The organism is Lysobacter sp. DMC104 (genome assembly GCF_056313665.1).
This window is the reverse complement of record NZ_JBQUZW010000006.1, coordinates 1-16,627: the sequence shown is the minus strand read 5'-3', so window position 1 is coordinate 16,627 and position 16,627 is coordinate 1. Positions and strand designations below refer to the sequence as shown.

Below are 16,627 nucleotides of genomic sequence, written 5' to 3'. Positions count from 1 at the left end.
GCAGGGCACCGGGCACCGACGGGTGCCCGGGCTGATGGATCGGGACTCTCGCCGGCCGCGGCCGCTCAGGAATCGAGCGACCAGCGCATGTTGCGGGCGAAGCCGCCGTAGGTGTTCACCCAGCCGTTGGTGAAGTCGTGCTCGTTGAACGGCGACGGGCCCGAAGGCGCTTCATCGCCGACCAGCGCGCCTTCGGGCGGACCGATCCGCGACACCAGCGGCGCGATCACGTCCGGATCGAACCCGTAGAAGCGCATGGCGTTCTCGCCGACCAGCTTGCGGCGGTCGCCATCGTCCAGCGTCGCGAACGCCTGCCTGATCTCCTTCCACGAGTTCGGCCAGCCGCCCTCGACGTGCGGATAGTCGGCGCCCCACATGATGTTGTCGATGCCGATCCGGCGGATCTGCTGGACCTCGTCGTAGGTCGCGGCGGTGGCGGCGGCGGCGCAGTTGCGCGCCCACGCTTCCTTCGGCGACAGCGCCAGCCACTTCTTCGGTGCATGCCCCATCCGCAGCCAGTCGTTGTGGTAGACGTGCTCCAGCATCTCGATGTGGTTGGGCAACCAGTCGATGCCCTGCTCCGTGTAGACGAAACGCAGGTTGGGGTGGCGGACGAACACGCCGCCGAAGATCAGCTGGGCGAGGATGCGCCTGCGGAAGAAGCCGAGTTCGAGGATCGCCAGCGTCTGCGAGGCGATGCCGTTGCCGTAGATCTTCGGCGGATCGCCGCCGTGCGTATGCACCGCCATGCCGAGCTCGGCGCACACCGCCCACAGCGGGTCGAACACGCTCTCATGGTAGAGCGGATAGGTTTCGTCGGGCGGCGGCAGCACGATGCCGCGCAGGCCGGCCGCGTAGGCCGAACGCACGTCGGACACGGCCTGCCAGATGTCGAACGGCATGATCATGGCGACGCCCTGCAGGCGTCCGCCGCTGGATGCGCAGAACTCCGCCAGCCAGCGGTTGTAGGCGCGCGCACCGGCGACGCGCAGCTCCGCATCGCCCGCCCATTTCGGATCGCCGAAGAACCCGCCGAAGGGGAAGGTGTTGAAGCCCTGTCCATCGGGGAACAGCACTTCGCCGGCGATGCCTTCGGCATCCAGTTCCTTCAGGCGCACCGAGATGTCCCAGGCGCCGCGGATGCGTTCCTGCATCTCCGTGTTGTCCGGGTTCGAGTAGCGGTGCATGTGCGCCTTGTACATCAGCGGCACGTCGGCGACGTTCTTCCCCGCGTTGACGAAGTGCTTGCGCATTTCCGCCAGCTGTTCAAGTTCTTCATCGAACGCGGCGTGGTACTTGCGCTCCAGATAATCGCGGTAGCCCGCGGCCGGCAGGCCTGCATGACCGTCCACGGAAATGAGGGTATAGGGTTTCATCGCGGGCACCTCGGTCTGTCGAGTTTTGCGTAGAGATCGTTCCGGGACGCAGCCGCTGCATCCCTTCGTCCGTGCCGATCCCCGGCCGGGCGGGGCGACGGACCGGCGCGGTGGTGGTCGCCATGCCGGCAGGGGGCGACTGTAGCAGGTTCCAGGTACCGCTCCGCCGCGCGTGGATCGCTGCACGCGCGCAGCCCGCCGACCCGGCGCATCATGGCTGCGGGGTCTGCGCCGGGCCGGTCGGCGCGGCGGGTTTCTGACTCCACCACCAGGCGACGAACGGGGCCACGAACCACAACGCCGCGAACGGGATCGCGCTCGGCAATGCGTCGGGGTTGAGCCGCGCGATCCACCAGGCCGTGAACATGGCCAGCACCGGCGACAGCCACATCATCCGGGTGTACTGGAACAGGGTGGGATCGGGCGTGTTCGATTCCAGCACCGACGCCGTCCATTCCAGCAGTTTGCGGCGCGACACGAGCATCCGGAACGTCGCCCGGAAGGCGGCGTCGAAGGCGTTCTGCGCCTGGTCGACGGCGAAGATGAACGTGGCACCGCGCAGCGACAGCGAGGCCCAGAGCCCGCGCATGATCATGCCCAGGCCGCGGCGCATGAACAGGCTGTGCAGCGTGCCGATCAGCAGTGCCACCAGCGGCGGGATCCACGCGATCGCGAGCAGGCCCAGCGTCCAGGTGCCCGAGCGGGTGAAGGTGGCCCAGCCGATCAGGTAGCAGATCAGTGCCGAGACCGGGAACAGGATGCGGATCGCACTGTGGAAGATCAGCCAGCGCCCGAACAACGGCAGCGGATTGCGCACCTTCGCACCGGAAGCATCGCGGACGGTCGGGAACAACCAGGGGATCAGTTGCCAGTCGCCGCGCTGCCAGCGGTGCGTGCGCGTCATCGAGTTGTGGAACGTCGGCGGGAAGGTCTCGTGCAGCAGCAGGTCGGTGACGGTGCCCGAGCGCACCAGCCCGCCTTCCAGCGCATCGTGCGTCAGCACGGTGTTCTCGGCGATCAGGCCGCGGGTCAGGCGGTGGAACAGTGCGACGTCGTAGATGCCCTTGCCGTAGTAGCACGTCTGTCCGAACAGGTCCTGGTCGGCGTCGATGATGGGCAGGGCAGAGCGGTATTCCTCCGAGGTCTCGAACTCGAACATCCAGTTGAAGTAGGTCTCCAGCCGGGTCGGCGTGTCGTTCAGCGGCAGCGAGATCGTGACCCGCGGCTGCAGCAGCGCGTGCCCGCGCACCACTCGCCGGCCGTCCGCGTCCAGCACGGGGCGAATGAGCGGATGCGCCAGTGCGCCCGCCAGCTGGTGCACGCCGCCGGGCGTGAGATCGGCGTTGTCGTCGTCGAGGGTGAGGACGTAGCGGGCGTCCACGACCCGGTCGAGGTCGCCATGCTGCACGTCGAACGGCGCTGCCTCCTGCATCAGGTAGGCATTGAGTTCCTCCAGCTTGCCGCGCTTGCGCTCCCAACCGATCCAGCGGCCTTCGGCGGGATTCCAGCGCCGCGGCCGGTGCAGCAGCACGAAACCGCCGCCGTGCCGTGCATTGAGCGCATCGATCTGCGCGCGTGCCTCGTCGAGCAGCGCGTCGTCGCCGTCGACGCACTGGGCATCGGCGTCGACGAAATCGGACAGGATCACGTAGCCCGCGCCGGCCTCGGCATTGCTCAGGTACAGCCGCTCCAGCGATTCCGCGAGCTTGTGGATGCCGGCGCGTGAGGTCAGCAGGCTGGGGATGACCACCAGCGTCTTGGCGGAAGCAGGGATGCCCTGGCTGAAATCCATCCGCGGCATCCACTGCGGCAGCAGCGTTCGCGAGACCAGCAGCGTGAGCCAGCCCGGGATGATGCGGCTGATGTAGATGCCGGCGACCAGCACCAGCAGCGTCTTGCCGTACCACGGCAGGCTTGCGCCGAAATAGTGCACCGACAGGAAGCCGAACAGGGCGCAGATCAGCAGGACCGAGATGCAGTACAGGACCAGGTTGGCGGTGAAATGCAGCCGCAGTCGTTGCTGGAAATTCGGCCGCGCGTGCAGCGCGGCGCCGAGCGCGACCACGCCCTCGTCCGACAGGTAGTAGCCGACATGCGACCGGCAGTCGGTGATGCCGTGGCGCTGGCAGGCCTGCGTCGCGAGGTCGATCGCCGCCCGGGCGGCGTCCGTTGCCGATCGTCGCGCGCGATCGCCCCACCAGCGCACGCGTTCGCGGTAGTCCTCGCGGGAGCGCGCATCCATCCGCGCGTAGGCTTCCGCGGGATCGTGGCGCAGGATCGTATCGATGGCGTGATCGACTGCGGCGTGATCGCCCGCAGCCACGTGTTCTGGAACGACGGCCGAGTTCACCCAAGACCTCTCCCGAATGGTCCGCTCGCCGGACCAGGAGCGGGATGGTGGTGCGTCGGTTCACGGCGCCTGCGGGCGCTCGTGCCGAATGGCCTCCATGGCCGCGTGCTTCGCCGGATCGCACCACGGTTGCACGCTTCGATGACGCGCATGTGCGGCGATCACCGCCGGCACATGTGCGCGCGGGAACGGGAGTTCAGTCCGTCGCCTTGTACATCAGCGGCACGTCGGCGACGTTCTTCCCCGCGTTGACGAAGTGCTTGCGTATTTCCGCCAGTTGTTCGAGTTCCTCATCGAACGCGGCGTGGTGCTTGCGCTCCGGATAATCGCGGTACCGCGCCGCCGGCAGGCCGGCATGGCCATCCACGGAAATGAGAGTGTAGGGCTTCATCGCGGGCACCTCCTGGCCATCGGTCCACGGATCCGTCATGGCGATCCGTCTGCATCGTGCGGTTCCAGCCATCGCAGCACTGCGGTATCGGCATGGGCGTCGGCGGCTGTTGCGCATGCCGCCGGGCGTCCGCAGGGAAGGACACGCTCCATGAAGAGCATGCACTCTATCAGGTTCACGGCGTGGCCTCCGCGACGGTCGCCGGGTGCGGCGGACGCATCACCAGGAAACGTTCCGCCCACAGCGCGTCCATGACCGGCATGGCCTCGTCCAGCGGCACGCCGGCCGTCGCGGCCAGCGCCGCGATCGAGGCGCGGCCGTCCATCGCCCGCAGCATGGCGTGGCCCCCCGCATCCAGCGGCTTCGACGCCTGCCCATTCCATTCCGAGCGGCGCAGTTCGAAGCGATCGTGGACACGACCGTCCGCCTCGCGCCGGCGCGTGGCGACCAGGCGCGCGTTGTCGGCGAGGCCGGGCACGAGCGATGACCGGTCGCCGCCTTCCTTGCGGCGCAGGATGAAGTCGCCCACGACCAACGCGTGCAGGCCGGTGGTGAGGAAGCAGGCGATGGCGTCCTCGATCGAGTCGACGATCGGCTCCACGTTGTTGTTGAAGGACGTGTTGAGCACCACGGGCACGCCGGTGCGGCGGCCGAACGCATCGATCAGGCGCCAGAACCGCGGATCCGCGTCGCGCGAGACGGTCTGCACGCGAGCGCTGCCGTCGACGTGGGTCACCGCGCCGAGCAGCTCGCGCTTCTCGGGCCGCACGTACAGGACGAACGACATGAACGGGAATTTGGTCCTGCCGTCCGGCAGTTCGAAATGGTCCGCCGCGGCTTCCTCCAGCACCGCCGGTGCGAACGGGCGGAACGACTCGCGGGTCTTGACCATGCGGTTGATCAGTCCCTTGAACGCCGCCGGACGCGGGTCGGCCAGGATGCTGCGGTGGCCGAGCGCCCGCGGCCCGAATTCCGAGCGGCCCTGCACCCAGCCGACCACCTCGCCCGCGGCCAGCAGCGCCGCGGTGTCCTCCTCGATCGCGTCGCTGTGCGCGATGTCGAGCACGTCCGACCACGCACCCAGCCGGTCTTCGACCTCGTCGCGACCGCCGATGCCCGATCCCCAGAACACGCTGCGCAGGCGCTGCGGCGCGCCGGCGCCGGCGATCGAACGGTGGACGGCGAGTGCGGCGCCGAGCGCATTGCCGCCGTCGTGCGAAGCGGGGTGCACGAAGATGTCGTCGAACAGGCCGGAGCGCAGGAGATTGCCGTTCATGGTGCAGTTGTGGGCGACGCCGCCGCTCAGGCAGAGCCGACGCAGCCCTGTGGCGGCGCGGAAATGCCGCAGCGCATGCATCACCGCCCGTTCCAGCGTTTCCTGCAGCGCGGCGGCGAAGTCCATGTGGATCTGCACGATGGGCTCGGCCTTGCGGCGCGGGACCAGCGTGGCGTGGAACTCGTCGAGCAGGTGCGGATGCAGGCGCCAGTGACCGTCGGGCAGCAATTCGCACATGCGCGCGAAATCGTCCCGGAAGCGCGCCGGATCGCCGTAGGGGGCCAGGCCCATGACCTTGTACTCGTCGAACAGCCGGTAGCCCAGGAATCCGATCGCGTCGAGATAGAAATGGCCGAGCGAGTCGCGGATCGACATGCTGCGCAGCAGCTCCAGCCCCTCCGCGCGGCCCGCCAGCGCCAGGCCTGACTCGGCGTCGCCCTGGCCATCGATGGTCATCACCAGCGCCTCGTCGAAACCGGACATCGCGAAGGTCGCGGTGGCGTGGGCGATGTGGTGCGGAACGAACCGGACCCGTTCGCGCGGCACGTCCGCCCCGAGGTGTTCGCGCCACTGCGCGCGCAGGGCGTCGATGATGTCCACCGGATGCGTCGCCGTCGGGTCTTCGCGGTACAGCCTCCGCAGCAGCCGTTCGGCGGATTCGGGCCTGTAGGGGATCGCGATGCAGTCGACATCGCCCAGCCCGATCCCCGCTTCCGCCAACACGAAGCGCGTCGCGCGCAGGGGTGCGGCGTACGAATGCTTGATCCGGTTCAGCCGCTCTTCCTCGATCGCGGCGACGACGTCGCCGTCCTCGATCAGCACCGCGGCGCCGTCGTGCGTCTGCGTCGGGGAAGTGTCGTCGAACTCGGTGCCGAAGCCACCGTAATAGCCGAGTATCCGCATCAGTCTTGTCCTCCTTGTTGAAGCGATGCCGGGTGCCGTTGACGTGTCAGGTGCGTGGAGACCCCGCTGGTGTGCGCGACGCTTCCATCGGTTGGCTCCACCACCACGCGACGAAGGGCGCCATGCACCACAGCAGGGCGAACGGAACGGCGCTCCACAGCGCCGGGAGATTGACGCGCGCGACGAGCGCAACCACGGCAACCGCGAAGACCGGCGAGAACCACAGCAGCCGCAGGTATTGCAGGAACGTGAGCCCCTGCTGCGTCGACACCAGGATCGACGCCGTCCACTCCAGCCGTTTCCGGTGCGACACCCACATGCGGTAACTGGCGCGGACGATGGCGTCGAGCGCGTTGCGGGCGTGGTCCACCGCGAAGATGAAGGTCGCCGCGCGCATCGACAGCGACGCCCACAACCCGCGCAGCATCGACCGCAGGTCGCCGGACAGCAGCATCACGATGGCGCCGATGGACAGGCCGACGAAGGCGGGAACCCACGCGATCGCCAGCAGGTTCAGCGTCCATGCGCCGGGCCGGCCCGACGTGGCCCAGCCGGCGACGAAACACACCAGCGCCGCGATCGGGAACAGGACGCGCATGATGTTCTGGAACAATTTCCACCGACCGAACAGCGACAGCGTGTTCTTCGCGCGCCGGCCCGATGCGTCGCGGATCCACGGCAGCAGCCACGGGATGAGCTGCCAGTCGCCGCGCTGCCAGCGATGGGTGCGTCGCGCGGCGGCGTAGAACGTGGGAACGAAGGTTTCGTCGAGGATCACGTCGCTGACCACGGCCGCACGCACGAGCGCGCCTTCGAGGATGTCGTGGCTGAGGATGGTGTTTTCCGCGATGAGGCCGCGCGTCAGCTGATGGAACAGGTGCGCGTCGTACATCCCCTTGCCGACGTAGCAGCTCTGGCCGAACACGTCCTGGTCGACGTCGACGGTGGGCTTCTCGTCGTCCTGCCCGCGCGAGGTCTCGATCTCCACGGTCGTGTGGAACAGGGTCTCGAGCCGGCTTGGCGCGTCTTCGCCGGGCAGGCTGATGCGCGAGCGCGGCAGCATGATGACGTAGCCCGCCACGACGCGCCGGCCGCTGTCGTCGAGCACCGGACGGTTGAGCGGATGCGCGAGCGCGCCGGCCAGTTGCCGGATGGCGCCGGGCGAGAGATCCGCGTTGTCGTCGTCCAGCGTCAGCACGTAGCGCGCGCCGTCGACGACGCCGAGGTCGCCGTGCATCGTCGCGAACGGCGACGCCTCGCCGGCCAGGAAGGCGTTGAGCTCCTCCAGCTTGCCGCGCTTGCGCTCCCAGCCGATCCAGCGGCCTTCGGCGGGATTCCAGCGGCGCGGCCGGTGCAGCAGCGCGAAGCCGCCGCCGTGGCGCGCATTCAGGGCATCGATCTGCGCACGCGCCGCGTCGAGCAGGGCCGCATCGCCGTCCGCGCGTTCGGCATCGGCATCGACGAAGTCGGAGAGCATCGCGTAGCCCGCGCCGGCCTCGGCGTTGCGCGCGCGCAGGCGTTCCAGCGTGCGCGCCAGGCGCTCGATGCCGGCCCGTGAAGTCAGCAGGCACGGGATCACCACCAGCGTTTTCGCCGAAGCGGGGATGCCGTCGGCGAAATCGAGCCGGGGCATCCGGCGTGGCACCAGCGACCGGTGGAGGATCATGTTGAACCAACCGGGGATGATGCCGCTGACGTACACCGCGACCGCCAGCGCCAGCAGCGCCTGGCCGGGCCAGGGCAGGCGGATGTCGAGCCACCGGACCGACAGCGCGCCGTACAGTGCGCAGAGCGAATAGGCGAGGCCGCAGTACGCGAGCAGCAGGCCATCGGAAGTGCGCACGCGCAGCCGCTCGCGCCAGTCCAGTCGTACCTGAAGTGCCGCGGCGAGGTCGACGATGCCGGTGTCCGTCAGGTAGTAGCCCACGTGGGCGCGACGGTCGTCCGGCCCCAGCCGATCGCAGGCGGCCTTCGCAAGCGACAGCACCACGCGCGCGATGTCCTCGTCGGCGCGTCGCGCCCGCACGGCCCACGCATGCACGCGATCGCGGTAATCCTCGCGTGATCCCGCGTCCATGCGCCCGAAGGCACGGGCGGGGTCCCCGCGGAGGAGGGCGTCGATCCTGTCGACACCCTCCGATCCCTCAGCATCCGTCTCCATCGCATTCCTCCTGCACCGGACCCGATGCCGCCGGGGTGGAGGACCGGCAAGCGGGCTGGCAGTACGCCGTCACGATTGCGAAGGTTGCTCCGAATAGGTCCCTTCGCCGGATTTCTGGCTCCACCACCAGGCCAGCCAGGGCGCCATCGACCAGAGTGCCGCGAACGGGAGCGCGCTCGTGATCGCCGGCGGATTCACTTTGGCAACGAGCACGAGCACCGCGATCGCGAAGGCCGGCGAGAACCACATCAACCGCACGTACTGCCACAGCGTGAGCCCGCGCTGCGAGGTGTCCATGATCGATGCCGTCCACTCCAGCATTTTCCGGTGCGAGATCCACATCCGGTAGCTTGACCGCAGGACGGCATCGAGCGCGACCCGGGCATGGTGCACGCCGAAGATGAAGCCGCCGAGGCGCATGGACAGCGCCGCCACCATGCCGCGCAGCATCGATGCGAGGTTCCCCGACAGCGCGCTGCGGATCGCGCCCAGCATCAACCCGAACAGGGAAGGCAGCCAGACGATCGCCAGCAGGCTGAGTGTCCACTGGCCGGGGCGGCCCGACGTGGCCCAGCCCGCCACGAAACAGAGGATGGCCGACACCGGGAACAGCAGGCGCATGATGTTCTGCAGAAGCTTCCAGCGCCCGAACAGCGACACCGTGTTCTCGACCCGGACGCCGGCGGCATTGCGCACCGTCGGGAACAGCCACGGGATCTGCTGCCAGTCGCCGCGCTGCCAGCGATGGCTGCGCTTGGTGGCGGCCAGGAACGTCGGCGCGAACGTCTCGTCCAGCAGCACGTCGCTGACCAGGCCGGCTCGGAGCAGGCCGCTCTCCAGCACGTCGTGGTTGAGGATGGTGTTCTCGGCGATGAGCCCGCGGGTGAGGCGATGGAACATCGCGGCGTCGTACATGCCCTTGCCGAGGTAGACCGTCTCGCCGAAGACGTCCTGGTCGACGTCGACGGTGGGTTCGGGCGAGTAGTGCTCGCCCGCCGTCTCGATGTCGATCGTCGACTGGAAGAGTTGCTCCATCCGGCTCGCCTCGTCGTCGTCCGGCAGGCTGATCCGGAACCGCGGCAGCATGATGACGAAGCCGGCGACGACGCGCTTGCCGCCGGCGTCGAGCACCGGGCGATGCAGCGGATGCGCCATCGCGCCGGCGAGCGCGGCGATGGCGCCGGGCGAGAGGTTGGCGTTGTCGTCGTCCAGCGTCAGCACGTAGCGCGCGCCATCCACGATGCCCAGGTCGCCGTGCATCGTCGTGAAGGGCGACGGCTCGCCGGCGAGCCAGGCGTTGAGCTCCTCCAGCTTGCCGCGCTTGCGCTCCCAGCCGATCCAGCGGCCTTCCGAAGGATTCCAGCGGCGCGGTCGGTGCAACAGCGCGAAGCCTCCGCCGTGGCGCTCGTTGAGCGCGGAAATCTCCGCGCGCGCATGTTCGAGCAGCGCGTCGTCGCCCTCGGCGGTCTCGGCATCGGCGTCGACGAAGTCGGACAGCATCGCGAAGCCGACGCCCGCGCGCACGCTGCCCAGGTACAGGCGTTCCAGCGTGCGCGCCAGCTTCTGGGTGCCTTCGCGCGACGTGAGCAGGCAGGGGATGACCACCAGTGTCTTCGCCGAATCGGGAATCCCCTGGCGGAAATCGAGGCGCGGCATCCAGCGCGGCACCAGCGCGCGCGAGATGACCATGTTGAACCAGCCCGGGATGATGCCGCTCAGGAACAGCGCCACCGCAAGCCCGAGCAGGGCCTGGCCCGGCCAGGGCATCCGGATGTCGAACAGCAGCACCGCCGCCACGCCGGCGCCGAGGCAGATGAAACCCGCCAGCGCGCAATACGCGAACACCAGCGTGCCCTGCCGGCGCAGGCGCAGGGCTTCGCGCCAGGTGGTCTTCGTCTTCAGGGCGCGGGCGAGGTCCGCGATGCCGTCGTCGACGAGGAAATAACCCACGTGCGCGCGTCGGTCGGACGCGCCGTGGCGCTCGCCGGCCTGCGTCGCGAGCTCGACCACGAGCCGGGCGACCTCCGGTGCCTCGCGCCGTGCGCGCCCGGCCCACATGTGGACGCGGTCGCGGTAATCCCGCCGTGAGCGCGCGTCCATGCGTGCGAAGACCTGCATCGGGTCCTGCCGGAGGATTGCATCGACCTCGTCCGTCGCTGCAGCGGGAACGGTGGCGGGAACATCGGATTGCATCGTGTCTCCATGGTCAGGACGAGCCTCCCGGACGACGCCCGGGCGCCATGCATCCACGCGATGCGCGACGCAGGGGCCGCACGCCCCCGGGATTCAACGCGTGGTCAATCGGCCGCCTTGCGCGCGCAAGCCAGCACGTACCCGCGGATGAAACGCGCCAGGTATTCGGGATTGAAGAAGATCGGTCCCTCGCGCCGCGAGGGCGGGATGGCCGGAGCCTGACCGGCGCCCGCATGGCTCGCCTTGAACTGCCGCACCGAGCGCAGGAACGGCTTCCAGCACGCGTCGGTCGCATCGACGACCGTCACCTCCGCGAAGCCGGCGCCGACGAGCGCGGGTTCGTACCCGGCGGGCGACGTCATTGCGTTGGCATCGGGGATGTGCGTGCGTTTCGCCGTGGTCGGCGAGAGCCCGGACATCAGGATGTCGGACAGCACCAGCCTGCCGCCGGGCTTGAGCACGCGCAGGGCTTCGCGCAGGAAGGCCTCGCGGGTATCGAAGTGGAATGCCGCCTCGACGCAGAGGATGTTGTCGAACGATGCGTCGGGGAAATCCAGCCGGGTCGCGTCCATCACCCGGAAGTCGCATCCCGGTGCATTGCGGCGGGCGCGCTCCAACTGCTGCCCGGACACGTTGATGGCGACCATGCGGTCCGCGGGGAAATGGCGCAGCAGATGGCGGGTGGAAGCCCCCAGCCCGCAGGCCACGTCGAGGATGCATCCTTGGCGAGCATCGTCGGGAATGAACGCGAGAAGGCGTTCGACGAGCTGTTCGGAAGCCTGCGACTGGGTCTTCGTGTCCGGAGTCCAGAATCCGAAGTTGTAGAAGTCGCTGGAGCCGTAGTAGGCCTCGATCACGGCACCCTGCATGGCCGTGTCGTAGCCCTTGATCATGGCGCTCTGTGACACGCGCGTCTCCAACCTTAGACTTGATCCGTTTCCGTCGCGGCCGGAGTATTGCATGGCCCCTTGCCCCCCACAAGGCGCGGTGCGGCAAGCCGGAGACGGCATCCGGAAGGTTGAGTTTTGGGGCTGCTCCACTACAGTGCGTTGCGGCATCCCGTCCCACATTGCTGGAATCGCATGAATCCCGACGAGGCGAAGCAGGGCAGGCCGGTCAGCCCGGTCCTGCTGCTCTACCGAGAACTCTGGCGGCAGGCACGCGGCAGGCGCACCACGCTGGTGAGTTCGATGCTGCTGCTGATCGGTGCGCAGCTGGTGCTGCTGCTGATCCCCTATCTGCTCGGCCGCGCGTTCAACGTCCTCCAGGCGAAGGGCGGCGCCGGGGCGGGGGAGGCGGCCCTCTGGCTCGTCGCCGTGCTCGCGGCTGCGTTGGGCAGCTGGGTGATCCATGCGCCCGGGCGGATCTTCGAACGCAACATCGCGCTCGCCGTGCGCGCGCGGGTGGCGACCACGCTGACCCAGCGCCTGCTGTCGTTCCCGTTGTCGTGGCACGACCGGCACCATTCGGTCGCCACCGCGCAGCGGGTGCAGCAGAGCAGCGCCGCGCTGGGCAACTTCGCCGAAAGCCAGTTCATGTACCTCAGCAGCGCGGTGCGGCTGGTCGGCCCGGTCGCCGCGCTCGTCGTCATCCATCCGCTGGTGGGCGGCATGGCGGCGCTGGGCCTGGTCGTGATCGCCACGTCCGTCGCGGGCTTCGACCGCGCGATCGTGCGGTTGGCGATCCGCACCAACGACGCCGACCGGCGCTACGGCGCGGTGCTCGCGGATGCGCTGGGCAATGCGACCACCGTGTTCGCCCTGCGCCAGGTGCGCCCGTTCGTGCGCCTGCTCGGGCAACTGGTGGAAGGCATCTTCGTGCCGCTGAAGCGGATGATCGTGCTCAACGAAAGCAAATGGTTCGTGGTCGACATGGCGAGCCGCCTGCTGAGCTGCTGCCTGGTCGGCCTGTACGCGTGGCTCGTGCTGCGCCCGTCGTCGGGCGGGCAGCGACTGATGCTCGGCAGCGTCTACATGGTCTGGGAATACGCAGTGCAGGCCGGTGCGGTCGTGGCCTCGGTGGCCACCAATTTCCAGCAGTTCGCGGGGCAATACGCCAACTACCAGAGCGCCGATCCCATCCGCCACGCCGAGGTCGACGAAGAACTGGACGCGCCGATCGTGCCGCTGTCGTGGGAACGCTGCGACCTTCGCGACGTGGTGTTCCGCCATGTCGACGGCCGCGACGAAGCGCCCACGCTCGACCACATCCGGCTGTCGCTCCAGCGTGGCAAGCGGTATGCACTGATCGGCAAGAGCGGCTCGGGCAAGAGCACGCTCATGCGCGTGCTCGCCGGTCTGTACGTCGCGGACCGCATCGTCGTCGAGACGTCCGATGGCCTGGTCGCGGACACGCCACGCGACGCTGCGCGCCTGCTGCGGGGCTCGACGACGATGATCCCGCAGGACGCCGAACTGTTCGAGGCGACCCTCGCCGACAATCTGTCGATGTGCGAATCGCTGGAGGGCCCGCCGTCGCGGGACACGCTGCCGCGCGCGCTGGAACTGGCGATGGTGACGGAGTTCATGGCCGCCGATGCCGATCCGCTGCAGGTGCAGATCGCGGAGAAGGGCGCGAACTGGTCGGGCGGACAGCGCGCGCGCGTGGCGCTGGCGCGAGGCATCCTCGCTGCGCGCGGAAGTTCGCTGATACTGCTGGACGAACCGACCGCGAGCCTCGATGCGCGGACGGAAGCCGCGGTGTACCGCAATCTCTTCGCCGAATTCGCCGACACCTGCCTCGTGGCCTCGGTGCATCGGCTGGACCTGCTGCAGCACTTCGACGAAGTGCTGCTGATGGGCGATGGTCGGCTGGTGGCGCAGGGACCGGAATCGCTGCTGGCCGCGACTTCGCGCGACTACGCGGAACTGCGCGCGGCGACGCTGCAGCGCGCTTCGACGGATGCGCCCGTGACGATGCCGGCCTGAGGCCGGCCGCTGCGTTTCAGGGGGCGACCATCACCTTGAGCGCCCGCCGCTCCTGCATGGCGAGATAGCCGTCGGGCACGTCGTCCAGGCCGGTGGTGCGATCGAACACGCGCCCGGGCTCGATGCGTCCCTCCAGGACGTCGGGCAACAGTTCGTCGATGTAGGCGCGCGCCGGCGCCAGGCCGCCGCTGATGGTGATGTTGCGCATGAAGGCCGGCATGGACGCGGGCAGGGTGGCGTCCTGCGGCACGCCGACGCGCCCGACATGGCCGCCGGGGCGCGCGATGAGGATCGCCGTCGCCATCGATTCGCCATGTCCCGCGCACTCCAGCACCGAATGCACGCCGAAACCGTTCGTGAGTTCGCGCACGCGCGCGACCGCCGCTTCGCCGCGTTCGCCCACGACATCCGTCGCGCCGAACTCGCGGCCCAGCGCGACGCGATCGGCATGGCGGCCGAGCAGCAGGATGCGCTCGGCGCCCAGGCGCTTTGCGGCGATCACGCCGCACAGGCCGACCGCGCCATCGCCGATCACCGCCACCGTCTTCCCCGGCGCGACTTGCGCGGCACGGGCCGCATGGTGGCCCGTGCCCATCACGTCCGACAGCGTCAGCAGCGACGCCAGCATCGCCTCGTCGGCCGTGGCGCCGACGGGGTAGAGCGTGCCGTCGGCCAGCGGCACGCGCACCGCTTCCGCCTGCGCACCCGCCACCGGCCCCATGCCGAACAGCCCGCCCTGCACGCACGAGCCGTGCAGGTCTGCATCGCAGAACACGCAGGTGCCGTCGGAGAACGAGAACGGCATGATCACGAAATCGCCGACGCGGAGCCTGCGCACTTCGCGGCCGACCGCCTCGACCACCCCGATCGCCTCGTGGCCGATGCGCAGCCCGGTTTCGCCGGGGGGCATCGACTGGTACGGCCACAGATCGCTGCCGCAGATGCAGGTGCGGACGACGCGGATGACCGCATCGGTGTCGTGGACGAGGCTCGCGTCCGGGACGTGCTCGATGCGGACGTCGCCGGCACCGTAGAGGAGGGTTGCGCGCATGGGGGGCTGCTCGGGGCGGTTCGCGGAGGTGCAGGCTTACCACAAACCGGTTCGCGCGGGGCAGGGCGCGATCGCGTTGCATTCGCGCGCCGATCGGCGAGAATCGCATTGCGCCGGGCGGGGAGGCCCGCGCGCCATCGCCTGCAAGATCGCCCACGAGGATGCCGAACCGCCATGTGTCGCCCATGCACGTCCTGATCCTCGCCCACGAATTCCCGCCCGTGACCATCGGCGGCGTGGCCACGTACCTGGGGCAACTGGCGAACGGGCTGGCGTCGGAAGACATGCGCCTGACCATCGCGATCGGTGGATGCGGCCCGCGCGATACCCTGGTCGAAGCCAACCGGCAGGTGCATTTCGTGCATGCCGACGTCGACCCGCTGGTGCTCGGCAGCGAACGCTTCAACCTGTTTTCCGATGGCATCGCGGATGAAGTCGCGCGGCGCTGCGAAAGCGGACGCGGCATCCCGGACGTCATCCACTGCAACAACTGGTTCACCTATCGCTGCGGTCGACGCCTGCGCGAACGCTGGGGCAGGCCCATCGTGTCGACGGTGCATTCGCTCGAGCACCTGTTCACGCCGCGCTGGGGCGTGGACACACTGGGCTTCATCGCCGAACTGGAACGCGACCTGTGCCGCACCAGCGATCTGGTCATTGCCGTCAGCCATTCGGTGGCCGAGGATGTGCGCACCTTGCGCGCGGACGCGAACGTGGTCGCCATCCACAACGGCGCGGCGCCCTGGGCGGACGTGGAACCCGACGCGGTCGCGGCCGTCGCGGCGCTGTGTCCCGTGGAGGCCGCCGCCGACGGTTCGCCGGTGAAGACGATCGTCTTTGCCGGGCGCCTCGTACCGCAGAAGGGCCTGCGTTTCCTGCTGCATGCATTCCGCCGCATCGCGACCGGCCGTGACGACCTCCGGCTGGTCGTCGCCGGAGATGGCATGGAAGACCACACGGAGGCGCTGCGGGAGTTCGCCGCAGCCGATTCGCTGCTGGCATCGACGACGCGATTCCTGGGCAAGCTCGAACGCCCGCAGTTGCGGGCGCTGTACGCGCGCGCTGCGGTCGCGGTGGTGCCGTCGCTGTACGAGCCGTTCGGCTACGCGGCGACCGAGGCGATGGCGGCCGGCGTGCCGCTGGTCGCCAGCCGCATCGGCGGACTTGCGGAGATCGTCGAACACGACCGCAACGGCGTGCTCGTCGACGTCGCGATCGATCCCGACGGCCTGGCACGCATCGACCCGGACGCGCTGGCGACAGCCATCGTCGACTTGGTCGACGACCCGGCGAAGGCACAACGCCTTCGTGAAGCCGGGCTGGCGCGTGCTGCGGATTTCAGCGGCACGCGCATGGTGGAGCAGACGCTGGAGGCGTATGTTTACGGTAGAGAATTAGGCGAGTTGTAACGGTCTGTTTTTGCTAATGATTTTTCTACAGAGCATGCGCTAGCCTACCGGGACTGCAGCAGACAAATTTGCGGAATGGAGAGCAGCCGCAGACTTTTGTGCCCGCCGGGAGCCACATTGTTGAAGATAATGGCGTTCCGTGCCCAGTGGCTCTCATGTGTCCTCCGTCGTTGGCGCCCGATCTCGTAGCCACAGGATGGTCAGCTTACTCGTCCGTTTTCGCCGCCGGACCATAACAACCGGCCTCCAGAACGCGGCCGTGCTTGGGTTGCTCGGGGAAGCGAGCTTGGATAGCGTGTGGTAAGCCGCGCCGGCATACCCGCGAGACAGGATGCGCTCGTAAGCACGAAGATATCCGCCAATGCGGCTTTGGTCCCCGGGCTGTTTGGCCAAGGCCAGACATATTTCCTGAAGCACCGCCTGCACGGATTTGGACAGTATCCGTCCGTCGAAGAACAACCTGTCTTTGACTCGATATGCGGCCAAGAGAATGACGGAAGGACGGGGCTGCCGTTGACCTGAGACGAATCATGTAGCCGCCCGGGAGGTGAGTTCTCTACCCTCGACAGACCAAGGAGAACTCATGAAGA

The 16,627-nt window shown here is 68.6% G+C and carries 10 protein-coding genes; 2 read left to right on the top strand and 8 right to left on the bottom strand.

Annotated elements, in window-relative coordinates:
* Window positions 1–65: 65 nt before the first annotated feature.
* From ACT53R_RS09435 to ACT53R_RS09405, 7 genes are all read right to left on the bottom strand, one after another.
* Window positions 66–1,376 (bottom strand): amidohydrolase family protein, encoded by a 1,311-nt coding sequence (locus ACT53R_RS09435; protein ID WP_476171614.1) that lies wholly within the window; start codon window positions 1,374–1,376, stop codon window positions 66–68.
* Window positions 1,377–1,587: 211 nt separating this feature from the next.
* Window positions 1,588–3,726: a hypothetical protein gene (locus ACT53R_RS09430; protein WP_476171613.1), complete on the bottom strand. Its 2,139-nt coding sequence runs from the start codon at window positions 3,724–3,726 to the stop codon at window positions 1,588–1,590.
* A 196-nt stretch (window positions 3,727–3,922) separates the two neighbouring features.
* Window positions 3,923–4,156 carry a hypothetical protein gene (locus ACT53R_RS09425; RefSeq protein ID WP_476171612.1) on the bottom strand — a complete coding sequence of 78 codons (234 nt, stop codon included), beginning with the start codon at window positions 4,154–4,156 and terminating at the stop codon, window positions 3,923–3,925.
* 136 nt (window positions 4,157–4,292) lie between these two features.
* Window positions 4,293–6,296: a carbamoyltransferase family protein gene (locus tag ACT53R_RS09420; protein ID WP_476171611.1), complete on the bottom strand. Its 2,004-nt coding sequence runs from the start codon at window positions 6,294–6,296 to the stop codon at window positions 4,293–4,295.
* A gap of 46 nt (window positions 6,297–6,342) precedes the next feature.
* Window positions 6,343–8,373 (bottom strand): hypothetical protein, encoded by a 2,031-nt coding sequence (locus ACT53R_RS09415; protein WP_476171610.1) that lies wholly within the window; start codon window positions 8,371–8,373, stop codon window positions 6,343–6,345.
* A gap of 153 nt (window positions 8,374–8,526) precedes the next feature.
* On the bottom strand, window positions 8,527–10,650 hold the full coding sequence (locus ACT53R_RS09410; RefSeq protein ID WP_476171609.1) for a hypothetical protein: 2,124 nt from the start codon (window positions 10,648–10,650) through the stop codon (window positions 8,527–8,529).
* A 104-nt stretch (window positions 10,651–10,754) separates the two neighbouring features.
* Window positions 10,755–11,708, bottom strand: coding sequence for a class I SAM-dependent methyltransferase (locus ACT53R_RS09405; protein WP_476171608.1), 954 nt, complete (start codon window positions 11,706–11,708; stop codon window positions 10,755–10,757).
* A 24-nt stretch (window positions 11,709–11,732) separates the two neighbouring features.
* Here ACT53R_RS09405 and ACT53R_RS09400 point away from each other — a divergent pair, with 24 nt between their 5' ends.
* Window positions 11,733–13,577, top strand: a complete 1,845-nt coding sequence (locus ACT53R_RS09400) for an ATP-binding cassette domain-containing protein (protein WP_476171607.1) — start codon at window positions 11,733–11,735, stop codon at window positions 13,575–13,577.
* Between the two features lie 16 nt (window positions 13,578–13,593).
* On the opposite strand, the gene ACT53R_RS09395 is transcribed toward ACT53R_RS09400, so the two are convergent.
* Entirely contained in the window at window positions 13,594–14,628 is a 1,035-nt protein-coding gene (locus ACT53R_RS09395) for a zinc-dependent alcohol dehydrogenase family protein (RefSeq protein WP_476171606.1), read from the bottom strand.
* Window positions 14,629–14,813: 185 nt separating this feature from the next.
* Here ACT53R_RS09395 and ACT53R_RS09390 point away from each other — a divergent pair, with 185 nt between their 5' ends.
* Entirely contained in the window at window positions 14,814–16,037 is a 1,224-nt protein-coding gene (locus tag ACT53R_RS09390; protein ID WP_476171605.1) for a glycosyltransferase family 4 protein, read from the top strand.
* Window positions 16,038–16,627: the final 590 nt, after the last annotated feature.